The following is a 17,941-nucleotide window of genomic DNA, read 5'->3' as shown; positions in this document are numbered from 1 at the left end:
GGTGTGGTGACGCCCGGCTCTACCCGCACCGCGTCGCCGTCATTGCGCAAACGGCCCCCGACCGCTATTTCAGCGCCCGTCCTCCCCCGAACTTTGACAGCGAGATCACCGCCCGATGGCCCAGCAGTATATTTTCCAGATGCAAGGCCTGACCAAGGCGTTCCCGGGCGGCAAGAAGATCTTCGAAAACATCTGGCTGTCGTTCTATTCCGACGCCAAGATCGGCGTGGTCGGGGTCAACGGCTCGGGTAAGTCGACCCTGCTGAAGATCATGGCCGGCCTGGACGACCAGTTCTCGGGCGAGGCCAAGGCTGCGGAAGGCATCCGCCGGGGCTACCTGCCGCAGGAGCCGGTGCTGGACCCGACCAAGGACGTCTGGGGCAATGTCATCGCCGACTGCGAGGACAAGCTGATCTTCGACCGCTACAACGAAGTCGCCAACAAGCTCGGCGAGGACTATTCCGACGAGCTGATGGAGGAGATGACCAAGCTCCAGGAGATCATCGACGCCCGCGACCTGTGGGACATCGACTCCAAGGTCGAGATGGCCATCGACGCCCTGCGCTGCCCGCCCAACGACGCCAATATCGAGAGCCTGTCGGGCGGTGAAAAGCGCCGCATCGCCCTAGCGCGCCTGCTGCTCAGCAAGCCCGACATCATGCTGCTCGACGAACCCACCAACCACCTGGACGCCGAGTCGGTGGCCTGGCTGCAGCATCACCTGGAAAACTTCCCCGGCTGCGTGATCCTGGTCACCCACGATCGCTACTTCCTGGATCAGGTCACCAAGTGGACCCTCGAGCTCGATCGCGGCAAGGGCGTGCCGTATGAAGGCAACTATTCCGGCTGGCTGGAACAGAAGACCAAGCGCGTCGTGCAGGAGCAGTCGGAATCCGACAGCCGCCAGCGCGCCCTGACCCGCGAACTGGAGTGGGTGCGCAGCTCGCCCAAGGCCCGTCAGTCCAAGTCCAAGGCCCGCCTGGCGTCGTACGAGGAAATGGTCGCCGCGCAGGAAAACGCCCGCGCCGCCCAGACCCAGGCTCACATCCAGATCCCGCCCGGCCCGCGCCTGGGCAATCTGGTGCTGGAAGTCGAAGGCCTGGAAAAGGAATACGGCGACAAGGTGCTGTTCAAGGACCTGTCGTTCCGCCTGCCGCCCAACGGCATTGTCGGCGTCATCGGCCCCAACGGCGCCGGCAAGTCGACCCTGTTCAAGCTGATCACCGGGCGCGAGCAGCCCGACCAGGGCACGGTCAAGGTCGGCGACACCGTCAAGCTGTCCTATGTCGACCAGTCGCGTGACGCCCTGGACCCCAACAAGACCATCTGGGAGGAAGTCTCGGGCGGCACCGACGTGATGATCGTCGGCAAGCGCGAGATCAACAGCCGCGCTTACGTGGGCAGCTTCAACTTCAAGGGCGCTGACCAGCAGAAGAAGGTGGGCCTGCTGTCAGGCGGTGAGCGCAACCGCGTCCACCTGGCCAAGACCCTGGCCACCGGCGGCAACCTGCTGCTGCTCGACGAACCGACCAACGACCTGGACATCGAAACCTTGCAGGCCCTGGAAGAGGCCCTGGAAGAATTCGCAGGCTGCGCCGTGGTCATCTCCCACGATCGCTGGTTCCTGGACCGCCTGGCCACCCACATCCTGGCCTTCGAAGGCGACAGCCACGTCGAATGGTTCGAGGGCAATTTCGAGATGTACGAAGAAGACAAGAAGCGCCGCCTGGGCGCCGACAGCCTGATCCCCAAGCGCATCAAGTTCCAGAAATTCGCGCGGTAGGCGAACTGTCCTGGGGAAGGCTTGAAGCCTTTCCCAGGACAAGCTTATGTGCCGTTTCCAAACTCAAGCGCCATGCAACATAAGCTTGTGGTTTAATTTTCCTTGATCTCAGGTTGCCGTTTCTTTCGGCCAATGATAGCGCCGAAAGGTGGCTGACTTTCTGTCGCCGCGTTTTCCAAAGGCGCGCCGTCTCGACGCGCCAAGTCGCGAGTGACTGACTGTGCCGAATTTCAATGGATCGTCGGGCAATGACATCTTCACCGGCGGCGCTGACGCCGACACGGCGCTTGGCAATGGCGGCAACGACAATCTGAGCGGCGGTGGCGGAAACGATGTCCTCGCTGGCGGCGGTGGCTCCGACTCACTGAACGGCGGAGATGGCGCGGACACGCTCTACGCCGGGGACCGATCGCCGACGTACGAGACGACCTTCTCGAACAGTCCGCTGTCTCCACCGGTGCTCGATACAGGGACGGACGTCGATACCCTGATCGGTGGCGACGGCAGCGACAGGTTCTTCGCCGGCTACGGAGACAATGTCGACGGCGGGGCTAACGGGTCCTACGGCGACTACCTGCTGATCAGCTTCATGGGCGCTCCGTCCGGCGTTAAGGTCGACTTCTCCGCCGCCACGCAGGTCATCGGCGGCGGCACGATCACCGGCATCGAGAACATCAGTTGGATCCAAGGCAGTAATTTCGCCGACGAAATCAACGTCGGATCCAGCTCCAACGGCTACGCTGAGTTCACCGTGGTTCATGGAATGGGCGGCGACGACAAGCTCGTCGCCGGCTACTACACGGGCTCCCTATATGGCGATGATGGCGACGACATCGTCGATGGGCGTGACAGCCCCTATCTCAGCCTGGTGGACGGCGGCGCCGGCAATGACACGCTTTACACCGGCTACGGCTTCAACGTGGCCTATGGCCGGGACGGCAACGACACGATCTATGCCTCAGGCGACGCCTATGGCGGCGCGGGAAACGACCTGATCGTCTTGCAAGGAAACAGCTGGGGTAACAACTGGGCTCATGGCGAAACTGGCGACGACGAAATTCGCGCTTCGGCCCTCGGGGACCGAATGGCAGGCGGAGACGGCGCCGACATTCTCACCGGCGATGCGGGCAAGGACACGATTTATTCCGGCGAGGTCAACCTCGCGACGGGCGCCAGGCTCGACGATATGGGCCTGGAGCACGACCGGCTGAAGGGCGGGGGCGGCGACGACATCCTTGCGGCTGGCTATGGCGATGATGTTGATGGCGGAGCCGGAAATGACACGCTTTGGCTTTCCTTGGGCGGCGCGTCGAGTGGGGTGAACTTCAACACCTCCGGGATCGTGTCTGGCCAATCGACGACGCTCTTCGGCGGCGTGATCAGCGATGTCGAGACGCTGATCTACGTCCGGGGCAGCGAGTTCGCCGATACGATGACTTTCGCCACCCAGGCCACGCTGGTGACGGTCGAGGCCGGCGCTGGCAACGACGTTATCACCACCTCCAGCAGCTCTGTGGTCGCGTCGGGCGGTGCGGGCGACGACCGTTTCATCAGCGGTCAGGCTGGCGATATCTTCGACGGTGGCGCGGGCGTCGATACGGTCGACTACACTGGGTACAGCCAGGCTGTCACGGTCTCGCTGGCGGACAACAGCGGGGCGGGCGGCGACCAGCTGTTGAATATCGAGGTGGTCGTCGGCTCTGCATTCGCCGACACCCTGGGGGGTGACTCAGGGGCGAACCGTCTGCGCGGCGGCGGCGGTGACGATGCTATCGACGGAGGCGGCGGAAACGACATCGCTGAATACGCCGGTGTGTCGACAGACTACAGCTGGACCCAGGGCGCCAACGGCTCCTGGACGGTCAGGGACCTCCGCGCCGGCGCCGCAGAAGGCGTGGACACGCTCAAGAACATCGAGCAGCTGCAGTTCAGCGACAAGCTCGTCACCATCGCCAGCACGCCGCCGAACGCCATCAATGGCACGAGCGGCGCCGACTATCTGGTCGCGACCAGCGCCGACGACGTGATCGACGGGGGGGCAGGCACGGATACGGTCGAGTACCGCGGCGCCTCGACCAACTTCAGCGTCACCCAGGGCGGCGATGGCTCCTGGACGGTCACGGACCTGCGCAGCGGGCGGCCCGAAGGCACGGACATCCTCAAGAACGTCGAGCAGATCCAGTTCTCGGACAAGCTGGTCGTGATCGTGGCCGTGCCCGCGACCGAGATCGTGGGCACGAGCGAAAGCGACAACCTGAGGGGCACGGCTGGCGACGACGTCATCCACGGCAAAGATGGCGATGACTTCTTTTACAGCAGCGCCGGTAACGACACCTACGACGGCGGTAGTGGCCGTGACTTCGTCTACTTTCTGGACCCCACGCGGGCCATTCGCGTCGATCTGGCGACTTCGGGTTCGCAGAACACCGGCGAGGGCAACGACACCTTCCAGTCGATCGAGGGCCTGGTAGGCGGCGCCTACGGCGATACGTTCTACGGCGACGGCGGCGCGAACAGCATCAGCGGTCAGGGCGGCGCCGACCTGCTGGATGGGCGCGGCGGTGAAGACGCGATCACTGGCGACAGTGGCAACGACACCATCCATGGCGGCGCCGGCAACGATAATCTGAGCGGCGGTTCAGGAAACGACTACGTCTATGGCGACGCTGGCGACGACCAAATCTGGCTCGCTCCGGAGAACACCCTTTACGACATAGGATCAGATGTCGTCGATGGTGGTGATGGCTTTGACACGCTGCAATTTGCTGTCGCAGCTCAAGGGTTTAGCATCAACCTTGGTTTGACGGATAAGCAGGTAATCGCACCGGGACTTTCGCTGACAGTCCAGAATGTCGAACGACTGATCGGGGGTGACTATGGAGACACGTTCACCGGCGGCGCGAGCGAGGATGTACTGTGGGGCTACGGAGGCAATGACAGCCTCAATGGCGGCGGCGGGTTCGATCAGATCAACGGCAATGTCGGCAACGACACAGCCCATGGCGGCGAGGGCGACGACTGGGTCCTGGGCGGCAAGGACAATGACCTGGCGTATGGCGACAGCGGAGACGACGTCGTCAACGGCAATCTCGGCAACGACACCTGCTATGGCGGTCACGGCGACGACTGGCTGCGCGGCGGTCAGGGTGATGACGTCATCGACGGCGGGGCCGGCAATGACTGGCTGTCGGGCGATCGCGGCAATGACACGCTCACCGGCGGCTCGGGGGCCGACAAGTTCTACGTCTTCGCCGGGGCGGCCATCGATCGGGTGACCGACTTCTCCAGCGCGGCTGGCGACCGGGTGCTGCTGGACGCTGGCCAGACCTATGCGCTGAGCTATACGGGCGAGGGCGCGGTGATCGATCTGGGCAATGGCGACCAGATGATCCTGATGGGCGTCACCTCGGCAACCCTCGGGGAGTGGCTTCAGGTCTGAGACGTCGCCGGCGCGGCGCTCGTTTCGAGGGGCGTCGCGGCCTCGGCCAGACGCGCGCGGCCGGCCTCATACACCGCATATTCCAGGGCGAAGGCCTCGCGGTGCTGTTCGCGCCATTCGGTGGCGTCGGGGGTGGGGTCACCGGTGCGGTGCGGATCGTCGGCGCGGTTGACGTGGATCGCGGCGTCGGGCGCGGCGAAGCCCAGGGTGGCGGCCAACACCCGCACGGAGTGGTCATAGTCCTCCATGATCCCGACGGCGACATAGTCGCGGTCGAAGGCGCTGGAGGGGTCATCGGTCGCGACAGGCCAGGGCAACTGGGCCAGGAACGAGAACGGATCCTCACCTTTGGCCATCGCCTCGGCCCGGCGAGCGAACCAGTCGGGGAAGCTCGGGTTGTCGTCCAGCGCCGGCACGGCCACGCCCATGCGCTGCTGGAAATGCAGATAGCGCCATTGCGAGATGAACCGCCCGAACGGCTCGCGCAGGAAGGTGATGAACTGCCGGGCCTGCGGATAGTAGTCCAGCGCGCCGATGCCGCGCACGCGGTTGAAGTGGCCGTGCACGCACTGGCCAGCGCGCAGGGTGAAGCGTTCCGGCGCCTGGCCCTGCGCGCCGCGATAGTGCAGGCGCAGCCGATCCTCGCCGAACCAGTCGGTCAGGGTGGACCTCAGGCTGCTGCCGGCGGTCTTGGGGATGTGCAGCGAGACAAGCGGCAGGGACGGATCATAGGGGCGCATGTCGGGCTATGGACCAGCCGCCGCCCTGATGGTCAAGCTGTCCAGCCCTTGGTCGCATCCCGTAACTGGGCCTAGATTGACGGCCTGCCTGCCCCGTTCGGAGTCCGCCGCATGCCGCAAACCCCCGCTGAGAAGCCCCAGATCCTGCTCTCGCACGAGATGTTGATGCCCCTGCTGCCGCTGCTGGAGGGCGCCTATACGGTTTATCGGCTGTGGGACTATCCCGATCCGCTGGCCTTTCTGGACGGACCCGGACGGTCGGTGCGGGCCATTGTCCACGCCGGCGAGATGGTGCTGACGCGCGACATGCTGTCAGAGATGCCTCAGCTGGGTCTGATCGCCTGTGTCAGCGTCGGCTATGACGGCGTCGATGTGCCGTGGTGCAAGACCCAGGGCATTTCAGTGACCCACTCCACCGGCCTGAACGCCGGTGATGTGGCCGACCACGCGGTGGGCCTGCTGCTGGCGGCCTGGCGGGGCATCGTCGAGGGCGACCAGCGCCTGCGCGCCGGCCATTGGAGCCACGCCGAACGCATGGCTCCGCGCCACGGCTTGAAGGGACGCAAGGCCGGGATCGTGGGGCTGGGCCATATCGGCGAGGCCGTCGCCCGGCGCCTGGAGGTTTTCGAGATGAAGGTCGCCTGGTGGGCGCCCCGGCCCAAGGACACTGACCGCCCTCGCGCCGACAGCCTGCTGGCCCTGGCGCGCGACAGCGATGTGCTGGTGGTCTGCGCCCGGCCCGACGCGGACAATCATCACATGGTCAATCAGGCGGTGATCGAGGCCCTGGGACCGCAAGGTCTGCTGGTCAATGTGGCGCGCGGCGCGCTGGTCGATGAGGACGCCCTGATCGCCGCCCTGAAGGACGGCCGTCTGGGCATGGCGGCGCTGGACGTGTTCGAGCAGGAGCCCACCCCGCCGGCGCGCTGGGTCGGCGTTCCGAACACGGTCCTGACCCCGCACACCGCCGGCGCCACCCTGGACAGCATTCCGGCCATGGTGGGCCTGACGCTTGAGAACCTTCGCCGCTATTTCCACGGCGAGCCGCTGGCGACGCCGGTGGGCGGCTAGGCGGCTTCGGCAGGAGATTGAATGGCTGAAAGCCTCAGCCCGAGCGCTGAAATGACTTTCAGTATGGTGTCGAACTTTGGCGAGGCGTCTTCCTTTAGCGCCTTATAGAGGCTCTCACGACCCAGACCGGACAAGGCTGAAACCTCAGTCATGCCCTTGGCGCGCGCGATGACGCCCAGCACGTGCTGCACATAGCCAGCGTCGCTTGTCTCCAGGGCGTCGGCGAGGAGGGCCACTGCCGATTCAGTGTCGGTGACCTCTGCCGCAGGGTCAAAAAGCGTTGTGGAAACGACCATGTCTTCGTCCTCTTTAGTCTCCCCCGACGGGAGTGGGGCGTCGCCCCGTGAGCGTGGCGACAGCTCAGATTTCTCTAGCGATCGCCTTGGCTTTTTCGATGTCTTGGGCTTGGGATTTCTTGTCGCCGCCCCAAAGGACGATGGTCAGGACTTCCCCGCGCTCAACGATATAAATTCTGTAGCCGGGGCCGGTGTGGATGCGTAGTTCACTCACGCCGTCACCAACGGGTTTGATGTCGCCTTTCAAGCCGTAGGCTAGTCGGGCAAGCGTGCGACGATCTGCCTTCGCGCGGCCTGGTCCTTCAGGCTCGTACGCCACGCCTTGAACGCCTCGGTTTCACGAAGTTCGACCATGTCGATTTGTATCCTGTTGGATACGGGTGGGCAACCTAAATCGTATCCAGGAGGATACAGATCTATGGTTTCGATCGTCGCGGGGCGGCGATCTTGCCCTCGTGCATCCGCCTCAACCGGATGCGGATCTAGTTTCCCGTGGCTGCGGAGCCTGGTTCAGGCTGTGGTTTAGGCTCTGGGAAACGGCGCCCCGAACGGCTCAGGCTCCAACCGCAAGCCGTTCACCAGCAGGCTGACGGTGCGATAGAAGCCGGCCAGCATCATCAGTTCGATGCGGGCGGGCTCTTCGAAGGCGTCGCTGAGTCGCGCCCACAGATCATCGTCGATATCGGCCCGGGCGTTGACGGTGTCGGCGAAGTCGATCAGCAGCGCATCGCGCGGCGACCAGCAGTCGGCGACGCCCGGCGCGAGGGTCGCCGCCAGTTGGGTGTCATCCAGTCCGGCCGGGTCGGCGAAGATCGCGGCGTGGACGCCCCACTCATAGCCGGCCCCGTTGAGGGCGCAGACGCGATGGATGACGATCTCACGCTCGCGCAGGCTCAGATGGCCGGGGTCGAGCAGGCCGCCGCCGGTAAACCGCAGGAACAGCCGCTCATCCCGGGCCAGGGTGCGGAACAGCGACAGCGGCTCGGCGCCGGGCGTTGTGAGGCCATCTAGGACCTTCTGGATGGCCGGCGGGTAGGGCGCTTGGGCGGGCGGGATGCGGGCGGACATCGGCGTCTCCTTGTGCTACAGAATTTGTATCATGAAGGCTGATCGAGTCGCTACAAAAATTGAAGCGCCCTTGCCGGGAACGCCGGTGCGGGGCTCGTCCACGGGCAAGCCGATCATGGCGGCCCTGGATCTTCTGGGGCGGCGGGGCAGCTTGCGGATCGTCTGGGAGCTGCGCGACGGCGCGGTTCTGACCTTCCGTGCGTTGCAACTGGCGGCGGACCTGCCGCCGGGCACCTTGAACACGCGTCTGGCCGAACTGCGCGCCGCCAGGGTGGTGTCCGCCGAGACGGGATATCGGCTTACGCCCCAGGGCGCGGGACTGATCGAAGCCCTTGCGCCCCTGCTGTCATGGTCGCAAGTTTGGGCCGATGATCTGGTGGGGGAAGGCTGAGTATGGCCAAGGTTCTGGGACTGGGCGGGATCTTCTTCAAGGCCGAGGATCCGAAGGCGGTCGGCGCGTGGTACGCCCGGGTGCTCGGGTTCGATGTCCACGACTGGGGCGGGGCGATGTTCGATCATCCCAAGGCGGGCAAGGCCACATGGTCGCCGTTCCCCGCTGACACCCAGTATTTCGCGCCCTCGGACGCGCCCTTCATGATCAACTTCATCGTCGATGATCTGGAGGGGGTCTTGGCCAAGGCGGCCGCGGAGGGCGTCGAGCCCCTTGGTCGGCAGGACGAGGGCGGCATGGGGCTTTTCGCCTGGCTTCTGGACCCGGCCGGGGTCAAGATCGAGCTCTGGCAGCCCGCCTAGTCGGCCCCCGCGACATAATTTCAGCTTGCCAAATCGGACATAAAGATATCTTTATGTCCTCATGAAGTTGTCGGCTGAACAGGTTGTCGAGGTGCTGCGCGCGGCGGGGGAAACGACCCGGCTGCGACTGCTGGCCCTGCTGGCGGCCGAGGAGCTGTCGGTGCTGGAACTGTGCCGGATCCTCGACCAGAGCCAGCCCCGCGTGTCACGCCATCTGAAGCTGCTGGCCGAGGCCGGGCTGGTCGAGCGGTTTCCCGATGGGGCCTGGGTGTTCTATCGCCTGGCCAGCAAGTCGCCCGGCCATCATCTGGTCGGCCAGGCCCTGGACCTGATCGACGACGCTGATCCGGCGGTGCTCGCCGACGCCGACAAGCTGGATCAGGTGCGGGCCGAGCGCTCGACCGGGGCTCAGGCCTATTTCGCCCGCAACGCCGCGCGCTGGAACGAGATCCGCTCTCTCTATGTCGACGAGGCCGAGGTCGAGGCCGCCATCCTGCGGGCGGCGGGCGAGGGGCCCTTCGATGAGATGGTCGATCTTGGGGCCGGGGCAGGGCGCATGCTGACCCTGCTGGGCCAGCGGGCCGGTTCGGCCCTGGGTCTGGACCTGTCGCAACAGATGCTCAACATCGCCCGCGACGAAGTGGCCAAGGCCGGCCTGCCGCGCTGCGAACTGCGCCATGGCGACATCTTCGCCACCGGCCTGCCGGGCGGCTGCGCCGATCTGGTCACGGTCCATCAGGTGCTGCACTATCTGGGCGACCCGGCCGCCGCCGTGGCCGAGGCCGCGCGTCTGGTGGCCAAGGGCGGCCTGCTGCTGATCGCCGACTTTGCGCCGCACGACCACGAGTTCCTGCGCGAAGCCCATCAGCATCGCCGCCTGGGATTCTCCGACGCTGAGATCACGCCCTGGCTCGAGGCCGCCGGCCTGGGGCTGGAAAGCAATATCGCCCTGCCGCCGTCCTCGGCCGAGGGTTTGACCGTCAAGATCTGGACGGCGCGCCGTCCCACCGCTGCTTCCGCGCAAAGGAGCGCCGCATGACCCTTCCTCCCACGCGTCGTGTTCTGGGCCCGGTGGCCCGCGCCGGCGAGCGCGGTCAGAGCCAGGCCGGCGGCCGTCCGCGCGTATCCTTCGAGTTCTTCCCGCCCAAGACCCCGGCGATGGAGGAGAGCCTGTGGCAGGCCATCACCCGCCTTGCCCCGCTGGATCCGGCCTTCGTCTCGGTCACCTATGGGGCCGGCGGCTCGACGCGCGAGCGCACACACCGGACGGTCAAGCGCATCCTCGACGAGACGCGTCTCAAGCCCGCCGCCCACCTCACCTGCGTCGGCGCCAGCCGGGGCGAGGTCGATGAGGTGATCCGCGAATACTGGGAGACGGGCGTCCGCCACATCGTCGCGCTGCGCGGCGATCCGCCGCCCACCGAAGGCGGTATCGGCGGGGTCTATGTGCCGCGTGAAGACGGCTATGCCAACGCCACCGAACTGACCCGGGCCCTGCGCGGCATCGCGCCGTTCGAGGTGCTGGTCGGCGTCTATCCCGAGAAGCATCCCGAGAGCCCGTCGATCGAGCACGACATCGAGGTGTTGAAGGCCAAGGTCGACGCCGGGGCCACCCTGGGCATCAGCCAGTTCTTCTTCGACATCGACGCCTTCCTGCGCTTCAACGACAAGGTTCGCGCCGCCGGCATCACCATCCCGATCGTGCCGGGGATCATGCCGGTGACCAATTTCAACGGCCTGAAGAAGATGTCCCAGGCCTGCCAGACGGCGGTGCCGACCTGGTTGGCCAACCTGTTTGAAGGTCTGGATAACGACGCCGAGACCCGTCGCCTGATCGCCTGCTCGGTCGCCACCGAGATGTGCGCCAAGCTGCAGGAACAGGGCTTCGAGGACTTCCACTTCTACACCCTCAACCGGGCCGATCTGGTCTATGCGATCTGCCGGGTGCTGGGCGTGCGCGAGCGCGCCGCCACGTCAACGGAGGTTGCGGCATGAAGATCCTGGCCCTGATCCTGTGCGCGGTTCTGTCCCTGGCCGGGGCCGGCGCGGTGCGCGCCGACGACTGGCCGCCCGCCGCCTGGAGCAAGCCCAGCAAGCCCTATCGGGTGGTCGGCAACATCTACTATGTCGGCTCCGAAGGGCTGTCGTCCTACCTGATCGCCACGTCCGAGGGCCACATCCTGCTGGACGCGGGCATGTCGGCGGACGGCGCCAGGCTGGTGGAGCGCAATATCGTCTCGCTGGGCTTTAAGCTGGCCGACGTGAAGATCCTGCTCAACACCCACGCCCACTATGATCATGCCGGCGGTCTGGCCCAGATGAAGGCCGACACCGGCGCCAAGCTCTATGCTTCGTCGCTGGAGAAGCCGGCGCTGGAGGCGGGGCGTCACTTCGGCGACAACGAGAACGGCCTGACGCCGTTTCCGGCCGTGAAGGTCGATCGCACTGTTCGCGACGGCCAGAAGATCACCCTGGGCGAGACCACTCTGGTCACCGTCCTGACGCCGGGCCACACCATCGGCGGAACCGCCTTCACCACCTCGGTCACCGAGCGCGGACGGCCGTTGAACGTGATGCTGTTCAACTCCATCTCGGTGGCCGGCAACGCCCTGGTGGGCAACAAGACCTATCCGAAGATCGTCGCCGACTACCGCGCCACCTTCGCCAGGCTGAAGCTGATCCCGTGCGATGTCTTCCTGCCCGCCCACCCCGAGCAGGGGGATCTGGTGGCCAAGCGCCAGCGGTTCCTGCGAGGCGATCTGAACGCCTTCATCGACCCGGCTGAGCTGGGTCGCGTCGTCGTCGCCTCTGAGGCGGCGTTCAATACCGAGCTGGCGCGCCAGCAGGGAGCGGCCAAATGACCGACCTCACCACTCGAACTGGCCGCATCGCCGCCCTGAAGGCCGCCGCAAAAGAGCGCGTGCTGATCCTCGACGGCTCGTGGGGCGTGATGTTCCAGAAGAAGAAGCTGCAGGAGGCCGACTACCGGGCCGAGCGCTTCGCGGACTACAACGGCCAGATGAAGGGCAATAACGACGTCCTGTGCCTGACCCGGCCCGATCTGGTGGCCGAACTGCATGACGCCTATTTCGCCGCCGGCGCCGACATCTCCGAGACCAACACCTTTTCGGGCACCACCATCGCCCAGGCCGACTACCGCCTCGGCGAGCAGGACGTCTGGGACATCAATTTTGAAGGCGCGCGCATCGGCCGCGCGGTCGCCGACCGCTGGCTGAAGGAACACCCCGAAAAGCCGCGCTTCATCGCCGGGTCGATCGGGCCGCTGAACGTGATGTTGTCGATGTCGTCGGACGTCAATGATCCGGGCGCGCGCAAGGTGACCTTCGACCAGGTCTATGCGGCCTATCGCCAGCAGGTCTCGGCCCTGTACGAGGGCGGCGTCGACCTGTTCCTGATCGAGACCATCACCGACACCCTCAACTGCAAGGCCGCGATCAAGGCGATCCTGGACCTGCGCGACGAGGGCCATGAAGAGCTGCCGATCTGGATCAGCGGCACCATCACCGACCGCTCGGGGCGCACCCTGTCGGGCCAGACGGCGGAAGCCTTCTGGAACTCGATCAAGCACTGCAAGCCGTTCGCCGTGGGCTTCAACTGCGCCCTGGGCGCGGATTTGATGCGCCCGCATATCGCCGAGATGGCCCGCATCGCCGACACCCTGGTGGCCGCCTATCCCAATGCCGGCCTGCCCAACGCCATGGGTGAGTATGACGAAGAGCCGCACCAGACCGGCCATGCCCTTCATCAATGGGCCAGCGATGGTCTGGTCAATATCCTGGGCGGCTGCTGCGGCACGACGCCCGATCATATTCGCCACGTCGCCGAAGCGGTTGCAGGCGTGACGCCGCGCGCTATTCCTGAACGTCCCAAAGCCATGCGGCTGGCGGGCCTAGAACCCTTCGAACTGGTGGGCTGAGACCGACAATGAAGACCACCATCCTGTTTGGCGGCGAGAGCCGCGAGCGCCTCGTGGCCGTGGCCAGCGCCCAAGGCCTGTCGCGAACCCTGCCCGAGGCCGACTTGTGGTTCTGGGCGCCGGACGGTCAGGTCTATGTGGCGACGGCGGAGGCCCTGCAGGGCCATGCGCGTCCGTTCGAACTGGACCTGCCGACCGAAGGCGCGCCGATCGGTGATCTGGCGACAGCTCTGGACGTCGCCGCGCGCGAGGACCGGGTCCTGTTGCTGAGCTTGCATGGCGGCTTCGCCGAGGACGGCGGCCTGCAGGCCCTGTGCGAGGCCAAGGGCGTGGCCTTTACCGGCTCGGGCTCGGAAGCCAGTCGTCTGGCGTTTGGCAAGATCCTGGCCAAGGGCATCGTCGCCAAGGCCGGCGTCTCGGTGCCCGAAACCATCGCCCTGGCCGACGCCGAGGCGGCGCTGGCCAAGTACGGCCGGCTGATCGCCAAGCCGGCCGAGGACGGCTCCAGCTACGGCCTGATCTTTGTCGACACGCCCGCCGACCTTGAGGCCGTGGCCAAGGCCGCCGCCGCCGAGCCCTATCTGATCGAGCCCTTCGTGCAGGGGCTGGAATCGACCTGCGGCATCCTAGAACAGGACGGCGAGATCTTCGCCCTGCCGCCCGTCGAGATCCGTCCGTCGGCGGGCAAGTTCGACTATGTCAGCAAGTACCTGGCCAAGGACACCGAGGAGATCTGCCCGGCCAGTTTCGGGCCGCAGATCAACGCCGCCCTGCAGGACCAGGCGCTGAAGGCCCACAAGGCGCTGGGCTGCCGGGGCTATTCGCGCACCGACTTCATCGTCGGCGAGCACGGCCTGGTCTATCTGGAGACCAACACCTTGCCCGGCCTGACCGGGTCGTCGCTGTATCCCAAGTCGCTGAAGGCGCAGGGCATCAGCTTCGAGACCTTCCTGCGCGGCCAGATCGCCCTGGCCGCCGCCCGAAAGGCGGGTTGAGATGGCCGCCTGGGCGCCCGGACCGTTCGACAATGACGAAGCGGCCGACTTCATCGAGGACCTGGCCGAGGCGCCCGACTGGCGCACGGTCACAGCCCTGCTGGAGCATGTCTCCAACCTGAACGGTTATCTGGAAGAACCCGAGGGCGAGATGGCCGTGGCCGCCGCCGCGATCGTGGCCTCCTGCGTCGGGGCCGGCTCGGTGCTGCCCGAGACCCACGCCGAACTCAAGGCCGCCCTGGGCGCCCCGCCGGAAGGTTCGGCCAACCTGGCCCGCAAGGTGCTGGCCCGGGTGGTCGGCACGGCCTCCGAACTCGACGAGACCTGGCAGGAGGGGGATGACCATGACGCGTGGCTCACCCAGATCGCCGGGTTGCAGGCATTGTTGGGCGCGTGACAGGCTTGCTCTATCCTGCATCCGCCTTCCTCGGCCTTGTGCCGAGGACCCAGCGTTCCGCCCGCGCGGCGCTCGCCTTTCCACAGCGCTGCGCTAGCGGCGCCATGGATCCTCGGCACAAGGCCGAGGAAGGCTATGATATTTGGATTTCGGTACGACCATGAGACCCGTCTTCGTCAATATCGGTGAGCGCACCAACGTCACCGGCTCGGCCAGGTTCAAGAAGCTGGTCGTCGAGGGCGACTATCCGGCCGCCTTGTCCGTCGCGCGCCAGCAGGTCGAGGCCGGCGCCCAGGTCATCGACGTCAACATGGACGAGGGCCTGCTGGATTCGAAGGTGGCGATGGTCACCTACCTCAACCTGATGGCCGCCGAGCCCGACATCGCCCGGGTGCCGGTGATGATCGACAGCTCCAAGTGGGAGGTGATCGAGGCCGGTCTGAAGTGCGTGCAGGGCAAGGCCATCGTCAACTCGATCTCCATGAAGGAGGGCGAGGCCAAGTTCATCGAGCAGGCAAAGCTGTGCCTGCGCTACGGCGCGGCCGTGGTGGTCATGGCCTTCGACGAGCAGGGCCAGGCCGACACCGCCGCCCGCAAGATCGAGATCTGCGAGAAGGCCTATCGCATCCTGGTCGACAAGGTGGGTTTCCCGCCGGAAGACATCATATTCGACCCCAACATCTTCGCGGTGGCGACCGGGATCGAGGAGCACGACAACTACGCCGTCGACTTCATCGAGGGCACGCGCGAGATCAAGAAGCGCTGCCCCTATGCCCGGATCTCGGGCGGGGTGTCGAACGTCTCGTTCAGCTTCCGCGGCAACGAGCCCGTGCGCCGGGCCATCCACTCGGTGTTCCTGTACCACGCCATCGCCGCGGGTATGGACATGGGCATCGTCAATGCCGGCGACCTGCCGGTTTACGACACGCTGGATCCCGAACTGCGCGAGGCCGTCGAGGACGTGATCCTCAACCGCCCGCAGCGGACAAACGTCTCCAATACCGAGCGGCTGGTCGATCTGGCCCCCAAGTACAAGGGCGACAAGAGCCAGGTTCAGACCGCCAATCTGGAATGGCGCAAGGGCACGGTGGGCGAGCGCATCACCCATGCCCTGGTCAATGGCGTGACCGAATTCATCGAGGTCGACACCGAAGAGGCGCGGCTGGCGGCCGAGCGGCCGCTGCACGTCATCGAAGGCCATCTGATGGACGGCATGAACGTGGTCGGCGACCTGTTCGGCTCGGGCAAGATGTTCCTGCCGCAGGTGGTCAAGTCGGCGCGGGTGATGAAACAGGCCGTGGCCTGGCTGATGCCGTTCATGGAGGCCGAGAAGGAAGGCAAGCCGCGCGAGGCGGCCGGCAAGATCCTGATGGCCACCGTCAAGGGCGACGTCCACGACATCGGCAAGAACATCGTCGGCGTGGTCCTGCAGTGTAACAATTACGAGGTCATCGACCTGGGCGTGATGGTCCCGGCCGATCGCATCCTCGACGAGGCCAGGAAGCACAAGGTCGACATCATCGGCCTGTCGGGCCTGATCACCCCGTCCCTGGACGAGATGGTGTTCGTGGCCGCCGAGATGGAGCGCCAGGGCTTCACCATCCCGCTGCTGATCGGCGGGGCGACCACCAGCAAGACCCACACGGCGGTCAAGATCGAGCCGTCCTACGCCAAGGGCTCGACCACCTATGTGCTGGACGCCAGCCGCGCGGTCGGCGTGGTGTCGGGCCTGTTGTCGCCGTCCGAGAAGGATCGCCTGCAGGCCGAGACCCGCAGCGAATATATCCGGGTGCGCGAGCAATATGCCCGCGGCCAGCAGACCAAGGCCCGCACCAGCCTGGCCGACGCCCGCCAGAAGAAGTTCGCCATCGACTGGAACGGCTACACGCCGCCCCGGCCCGCCTTCCTGGGCCTGCGCAGCTTCGAGCCCAGCCTGGCTGAACTGGTGCCGTTCATCGACTGGTCGCCGTTCTTCGCCAGCTGGGAGCTGATCGGTCGCTTCCCGCAGATCCTCGAGGACGACGTGGTCGGGACCGCCGCCACAGACCTCTATCGCGATGCGACGGCGATGCTGGACAAGATCGTCGCCGAGGGCTGGTTCGGGGCCAAGGGCGTGGTCGGCTTCTGGCCGGCCAATGCCGACGGCGACGACATCGTGGTCTATACCGACGACACCCGCGTCACCGAGATCACCCGCCTGCACAGCCTGCGCCAGCAGATGGCCAAGGGCGAGGGGCGGACCAATGTCGCCCTGTCCGATTTCGTCGCCCCGATCGGCGTCGCCCACGACTATGTCGGCGGCTTCGCCGTCACCGCCGGCCATGGCGAGGACGAGGCGGTCAAGCGCTTCAAGGACGCCGGCGACGACTATTCGGCGATCATGGCCAGCGCCCTGGCCGACCGCCTGGCCGAGGCCTTCGCCGAATGGCTGCACTATCAGGCCCGCATCGAGCACTGGGGCTATGCCGAGGGCGAGACCTTCGACGCCGAGCAACTGCTGGCCGAGAAGTACCAGGGCATCCGCCCCGCCGCCGGCTATCCGGCCCAGCCCGACCACACCGAGAAGGAACAGCTGTTCCAGATCCTCGACGCCACCGAGCGCACGGGCATCTGGCTGACCGAGAGCTTCGCCATGAGCCCGGGCGCGGCGGTGTCGGGCCTCTATTTCAGCCACCCGCAGAGCCACTATTTCGGGGTCGGCAAGATCGATTTCGACCAGGTCGAGGACTATGCCCGCCGCAAGGGCTGGGACGTGGCCAAGGCCGAAAAGTGGCTGTCGCCGATCCTCAACTACGACCCGAATGCGCGGGCGCGCGAGGCGGCGGCTTAGGTAAACCTATGCGTGCTTTCTTGTGAAGGCGCTATTCTGAGGCTCTCCGGACCGCCTGGGGAACGCTCATGCCGACTGTTCTACGCGTCGACGGCTATCGGTTTTACTTCTACAGCCACGAACCGAACGAGCCGCCGCATGTGCATGTCGACAAGGGCAATGCGTCTTTCAAGGCGCGGCTCAAGCCTGTCGTCCTGGCGCGCAACCTTGGCTTCCGCGCTCACGAACTGAATGTTATCCTCAATATTGTGCGGGAGCACGAAACTGCGCTGTCGGAGGCATGGCATGAGCATTTTGGCGACCGCCGCTGACGAGCGCGTGGCGGATGTGCGTTTTGACGATGACCGCCTGATTGTCGACTTGATGGATGGTCGCACCATCGCCGCGCCGCTGGCCTGGTATCCGCGTCTGGCGGCCGCGACGCCTGAGCAGCGCGCTCGGTGGGAGGTTGCGGGCGGCGGTTATGGAATCCATTGGCCCGAGATCGATGAAGACCTGAGCACCGAAGGCCTACTGCGTGGCGCGGCGGCCGTGACTCCCTAGAGCTCTACCCGGGCCCCTTCCATCGACCGCTTCGTCGTCATTTCAGGCTGCTCGGGCGCCTGCCTCCTCAGCATGCAAAGAGGCGTCGC

Annotated in this window: 17 protein-coding genes and 2 pseudogenes; 14 read left to right on the top strand and 5 right to left on the bottom strand. The window is 65.8% G+C overall.

From position 1 onward, the window contains the following. The first annotated feature begins 115 nt into the window (after positions 1-115). Positions 116-1,783 carry an energy-dependent translational throttle protein EttA gene (gene ettA, locus ACW18B_RS17765; RefSeq protein WP_492048336.1) on the top strand — a complete coding sequence of 556 codons (1,668 nt, stop codon included), beginning with the start codon at positions 116-118 and terminating at the stop codon, positions 1,781-1,783. 220 nt (positions 1,784-2,003) lie between these two features. Next, positions 2,004-5,222 (top strand): hypothetical protein, encoded by a 3,219-nt coding sequence (locus tag ACW18B_RS17760; RefSeq protein ID WP_492048335.1) that lies wholly within the window; start codon positions 2,004-2,006, stop codon positions 5,220-5,222. On the opposite strand, the gene ACW18B_RS17755 is transcribed toward ACW18B_RS17760, so the two are convergent. Beyond that, a complete protein-coding gene (locus ACW18B_RS17755; RefSeq protein WP_492048334.1) occupies positions 5,213-5,962 on the bottom strand; it encodes a sulfotransferase family 2 domain-containing protein in 750 nt (249 codons plus the stop codon). The genes ACW18B_RS17760 and ACW18B_RS17755 overlap by 10 nt on opposite strands. 111 nt (positions 5,963-6,073) lie before the next feature. Here ACW18B_RS17755 and ACW18B_RS17750 point away from each other — a divergent pair, with 111 nt between their 5' ends. After that, entirely contained in the window at positions 6,074-7,033 is a 960-nt protein-coding gene (locus tag ACW18B_RS17750; RefSeq protein WP_492048333.1) for a 2-hydroxyacid dehydrogenase, read from the top strand. Here ACW18B_RS17750 and ACW18B_RS17745 read toward each other — a convergent pair. From ACW18B_RS17745 to ACW18B_RS17730, 4 genes and pseudogenes are all read right to left on the bottom strand, one after another. Continuing rightward, entirely contained in the window at positions 7,030-7,329 is a 300-nt protein-coding gene (locus tag ACW18B_RS17745; protein ID WP_492048332.1) for an addiction module antidote protein, read from the bottom strand. The genes ACW18B_RS17750 and ACW18B_RS17745 overlap by 4 nt on opposite strands. Before the next feature lie 64 nt (positions 7,330-7,393). After that, a complete protein-coding gene (locus tag ACW18B_RS17740) occupies positions 7,394-7,648 on the bottom strand; it encodes a type II toxin-antitoxin system RelE/ParE family toxin (protein WP_492048331.1) in 255 nt (84 codons plus the stop codon). 203 nt (positions 7,649-7,851) lie between these two features. Further along, a pseudogene (locus ACW18B_RS17735) lies at positions 7,852-8,061 on the bottom strand (carboxymuconolactone decarboxylase family protein); the annotation flags it as partial. 6 nt (positions 8,062-8,067) lie between these two features. Next, positions 8,068-8,397: pseudogene (locus ACW18B_RS17730) on the bottom strand (carboxymuconolactone decarboxylase family protein); the annotation flags it as partial. 31 nt (positions 8,398-8,428) lie between these two features. Here ACW18B_RS17730 and ACW18B_RS17725 point away from each other — a divergent pair. The 11 genes from ACW18B_RS17725 to ACW18B_RS17675 all read left to right on the top strand — a co-directional run bounded on the left by ACW18B_RS17725 (position 8,429) and on the right by ACW18B_RS17675 (position 17,852). Then, positions 8,429-8,788, top strand: a complete 360-nt coding sequence (locus ACW18B_RS17725) for a winged helix-turn-helix transcriptional regulator (RefSeq protein ID WP_492048330.1) — start codon at positions 8,429-8,431, stop codon at positions 8,786-8,788. Positions 8,789-8,790: 2 nt separating this feature from the next. Beyond that, complete coding sequence (locus ACW18B_RS17720) at positions 8,791-9,150, top strand: VOC family protein (RefSeq protein ID WP_492048329.1); 360 nt, start codon at positions 8,791-8,793, stop codon at positions 9,148-9,150. A 61-nt stretch (positions 9,151-9,211) separates the two neighbouring features. Then, complete coding sequence (locus ACW18B_RS17715) at positions 9,212-10,189, top strand: ArsR/SmtB family transcription factor (protein WP_492048328.1); 978 nt, start codon at positions 9,212-9,214, stop codon at positions 10,187-10,189. Next, positions 10,186-11,145, top strand: a complete 960-nt coding sequence (gene metF, locus ACW18B_RS17710) for a methylenetetrahydrofolate reductase [NAD(P)H] (protein WP_492048327.1) — start codon at positions 10,186-10,188, stop codon at positions 11,143-11,145. Before ACW18B_RS17715 ends, metF begins: the two co-directional genes overlap by 4 nt. Next, complete coding sequence (bla, locus tag ACW18B_RS17705; protein WP_492048326.1) at positions 11,142-12,011, top strand: subclass B3 metallo-beta-lactamase; 870 nt, start codon at positions 11,142-11,144, stop codon at positions 12,009-12,011. Before metF ends, bla begins: the two co-directional genes overlap by 4 nt. Next, positions 12,008-13,087, top strand: coding sequence for a homocysteine S-methyltransferase family protein (locus ACW18B_RS17700; RefSeq protein ID WP_492048325.1), 1,080 nt, complete (start codon positions 12,008-12,010; stop codon positions 13,085-13,087). Before bla ends, ACW18B_RS17700 begins: the two co-directional genes overlap by 4 nt. An 8-nt stretch (positions 13,088-13,095) precedes the next feature. Beyond that, the gene (locus tag ACW18B_RS17695) at positions 13,096-14,082 is read left to right on the top strand and encodes a D-alanine--D-alanine ligase family protein (protein WP_492048324.1); all 987 of its coding nucleotides are present in this window, start codon (positions 13,096-13,098) and stop codon (positions 14,080-14,082) included. Between the two features lies 1 nt (position 14,083). Continuing rightward, complete coding sequence (locus tag ACW18B_RS17690) at positions 14,084-14,479, top strand: DUF4259 domain-containing protein (protein WP_492048323.1); 396 nt, start codon at positions 14,084-14,086, stop codon at positions 14,477-14,479. A 160-nt stretch (positions 14,480-14,639) separates the two neighbouring features. After that, on the top strand, positions 14,640-17,309 hold the full coding sequence (gene metH / locus ACW18B_RS17685) for a methionine synthase (protein ID WP_492048322.1): 2,670 nt from the start codon (positions 14,640-14,642) through the stop codon (positions 17,307-17,309). A 68-nt stretch (positions 17,310-17,377) separates the two neighbouring features. Beyond that, a complete protein-coding gene (locus ACW18B_RS17680; RefSeq protein ID WP_492048321.1) occupies positions 17,378-17,620 on the top strand; it encodes a DUF4160 domain-containing protein in 243 nt (80 codons plus the stop codon). Beyond that, positions 17,595-17,852: a DUF2442 domain-containing protein gene (locus ACW18B_RS17675; RefSeq protein ID WP_492048320.1), complete on the top strand. Its 258-nt coding sequence runs from the start codon at positions 17,595-17,597 to the stop codon at positions 17,850-17,852. Before ACW18B_RS17680 ends, ACW18B_RS17675 begins: the two co-directional genes overlap by 26 nt. The last annotated feature ends 89 nt before the right edge of the window (positions 17,853-17,941 follow it).

The organism is Caulobacter sp. FV2ps19 (genome assembly GCF_058681035.1).
The sequence above is the reverse complement of the archived record's forward strand: the minus strand, read 5'-3'. Positions and strand labels throughout refer to the sequence as shown.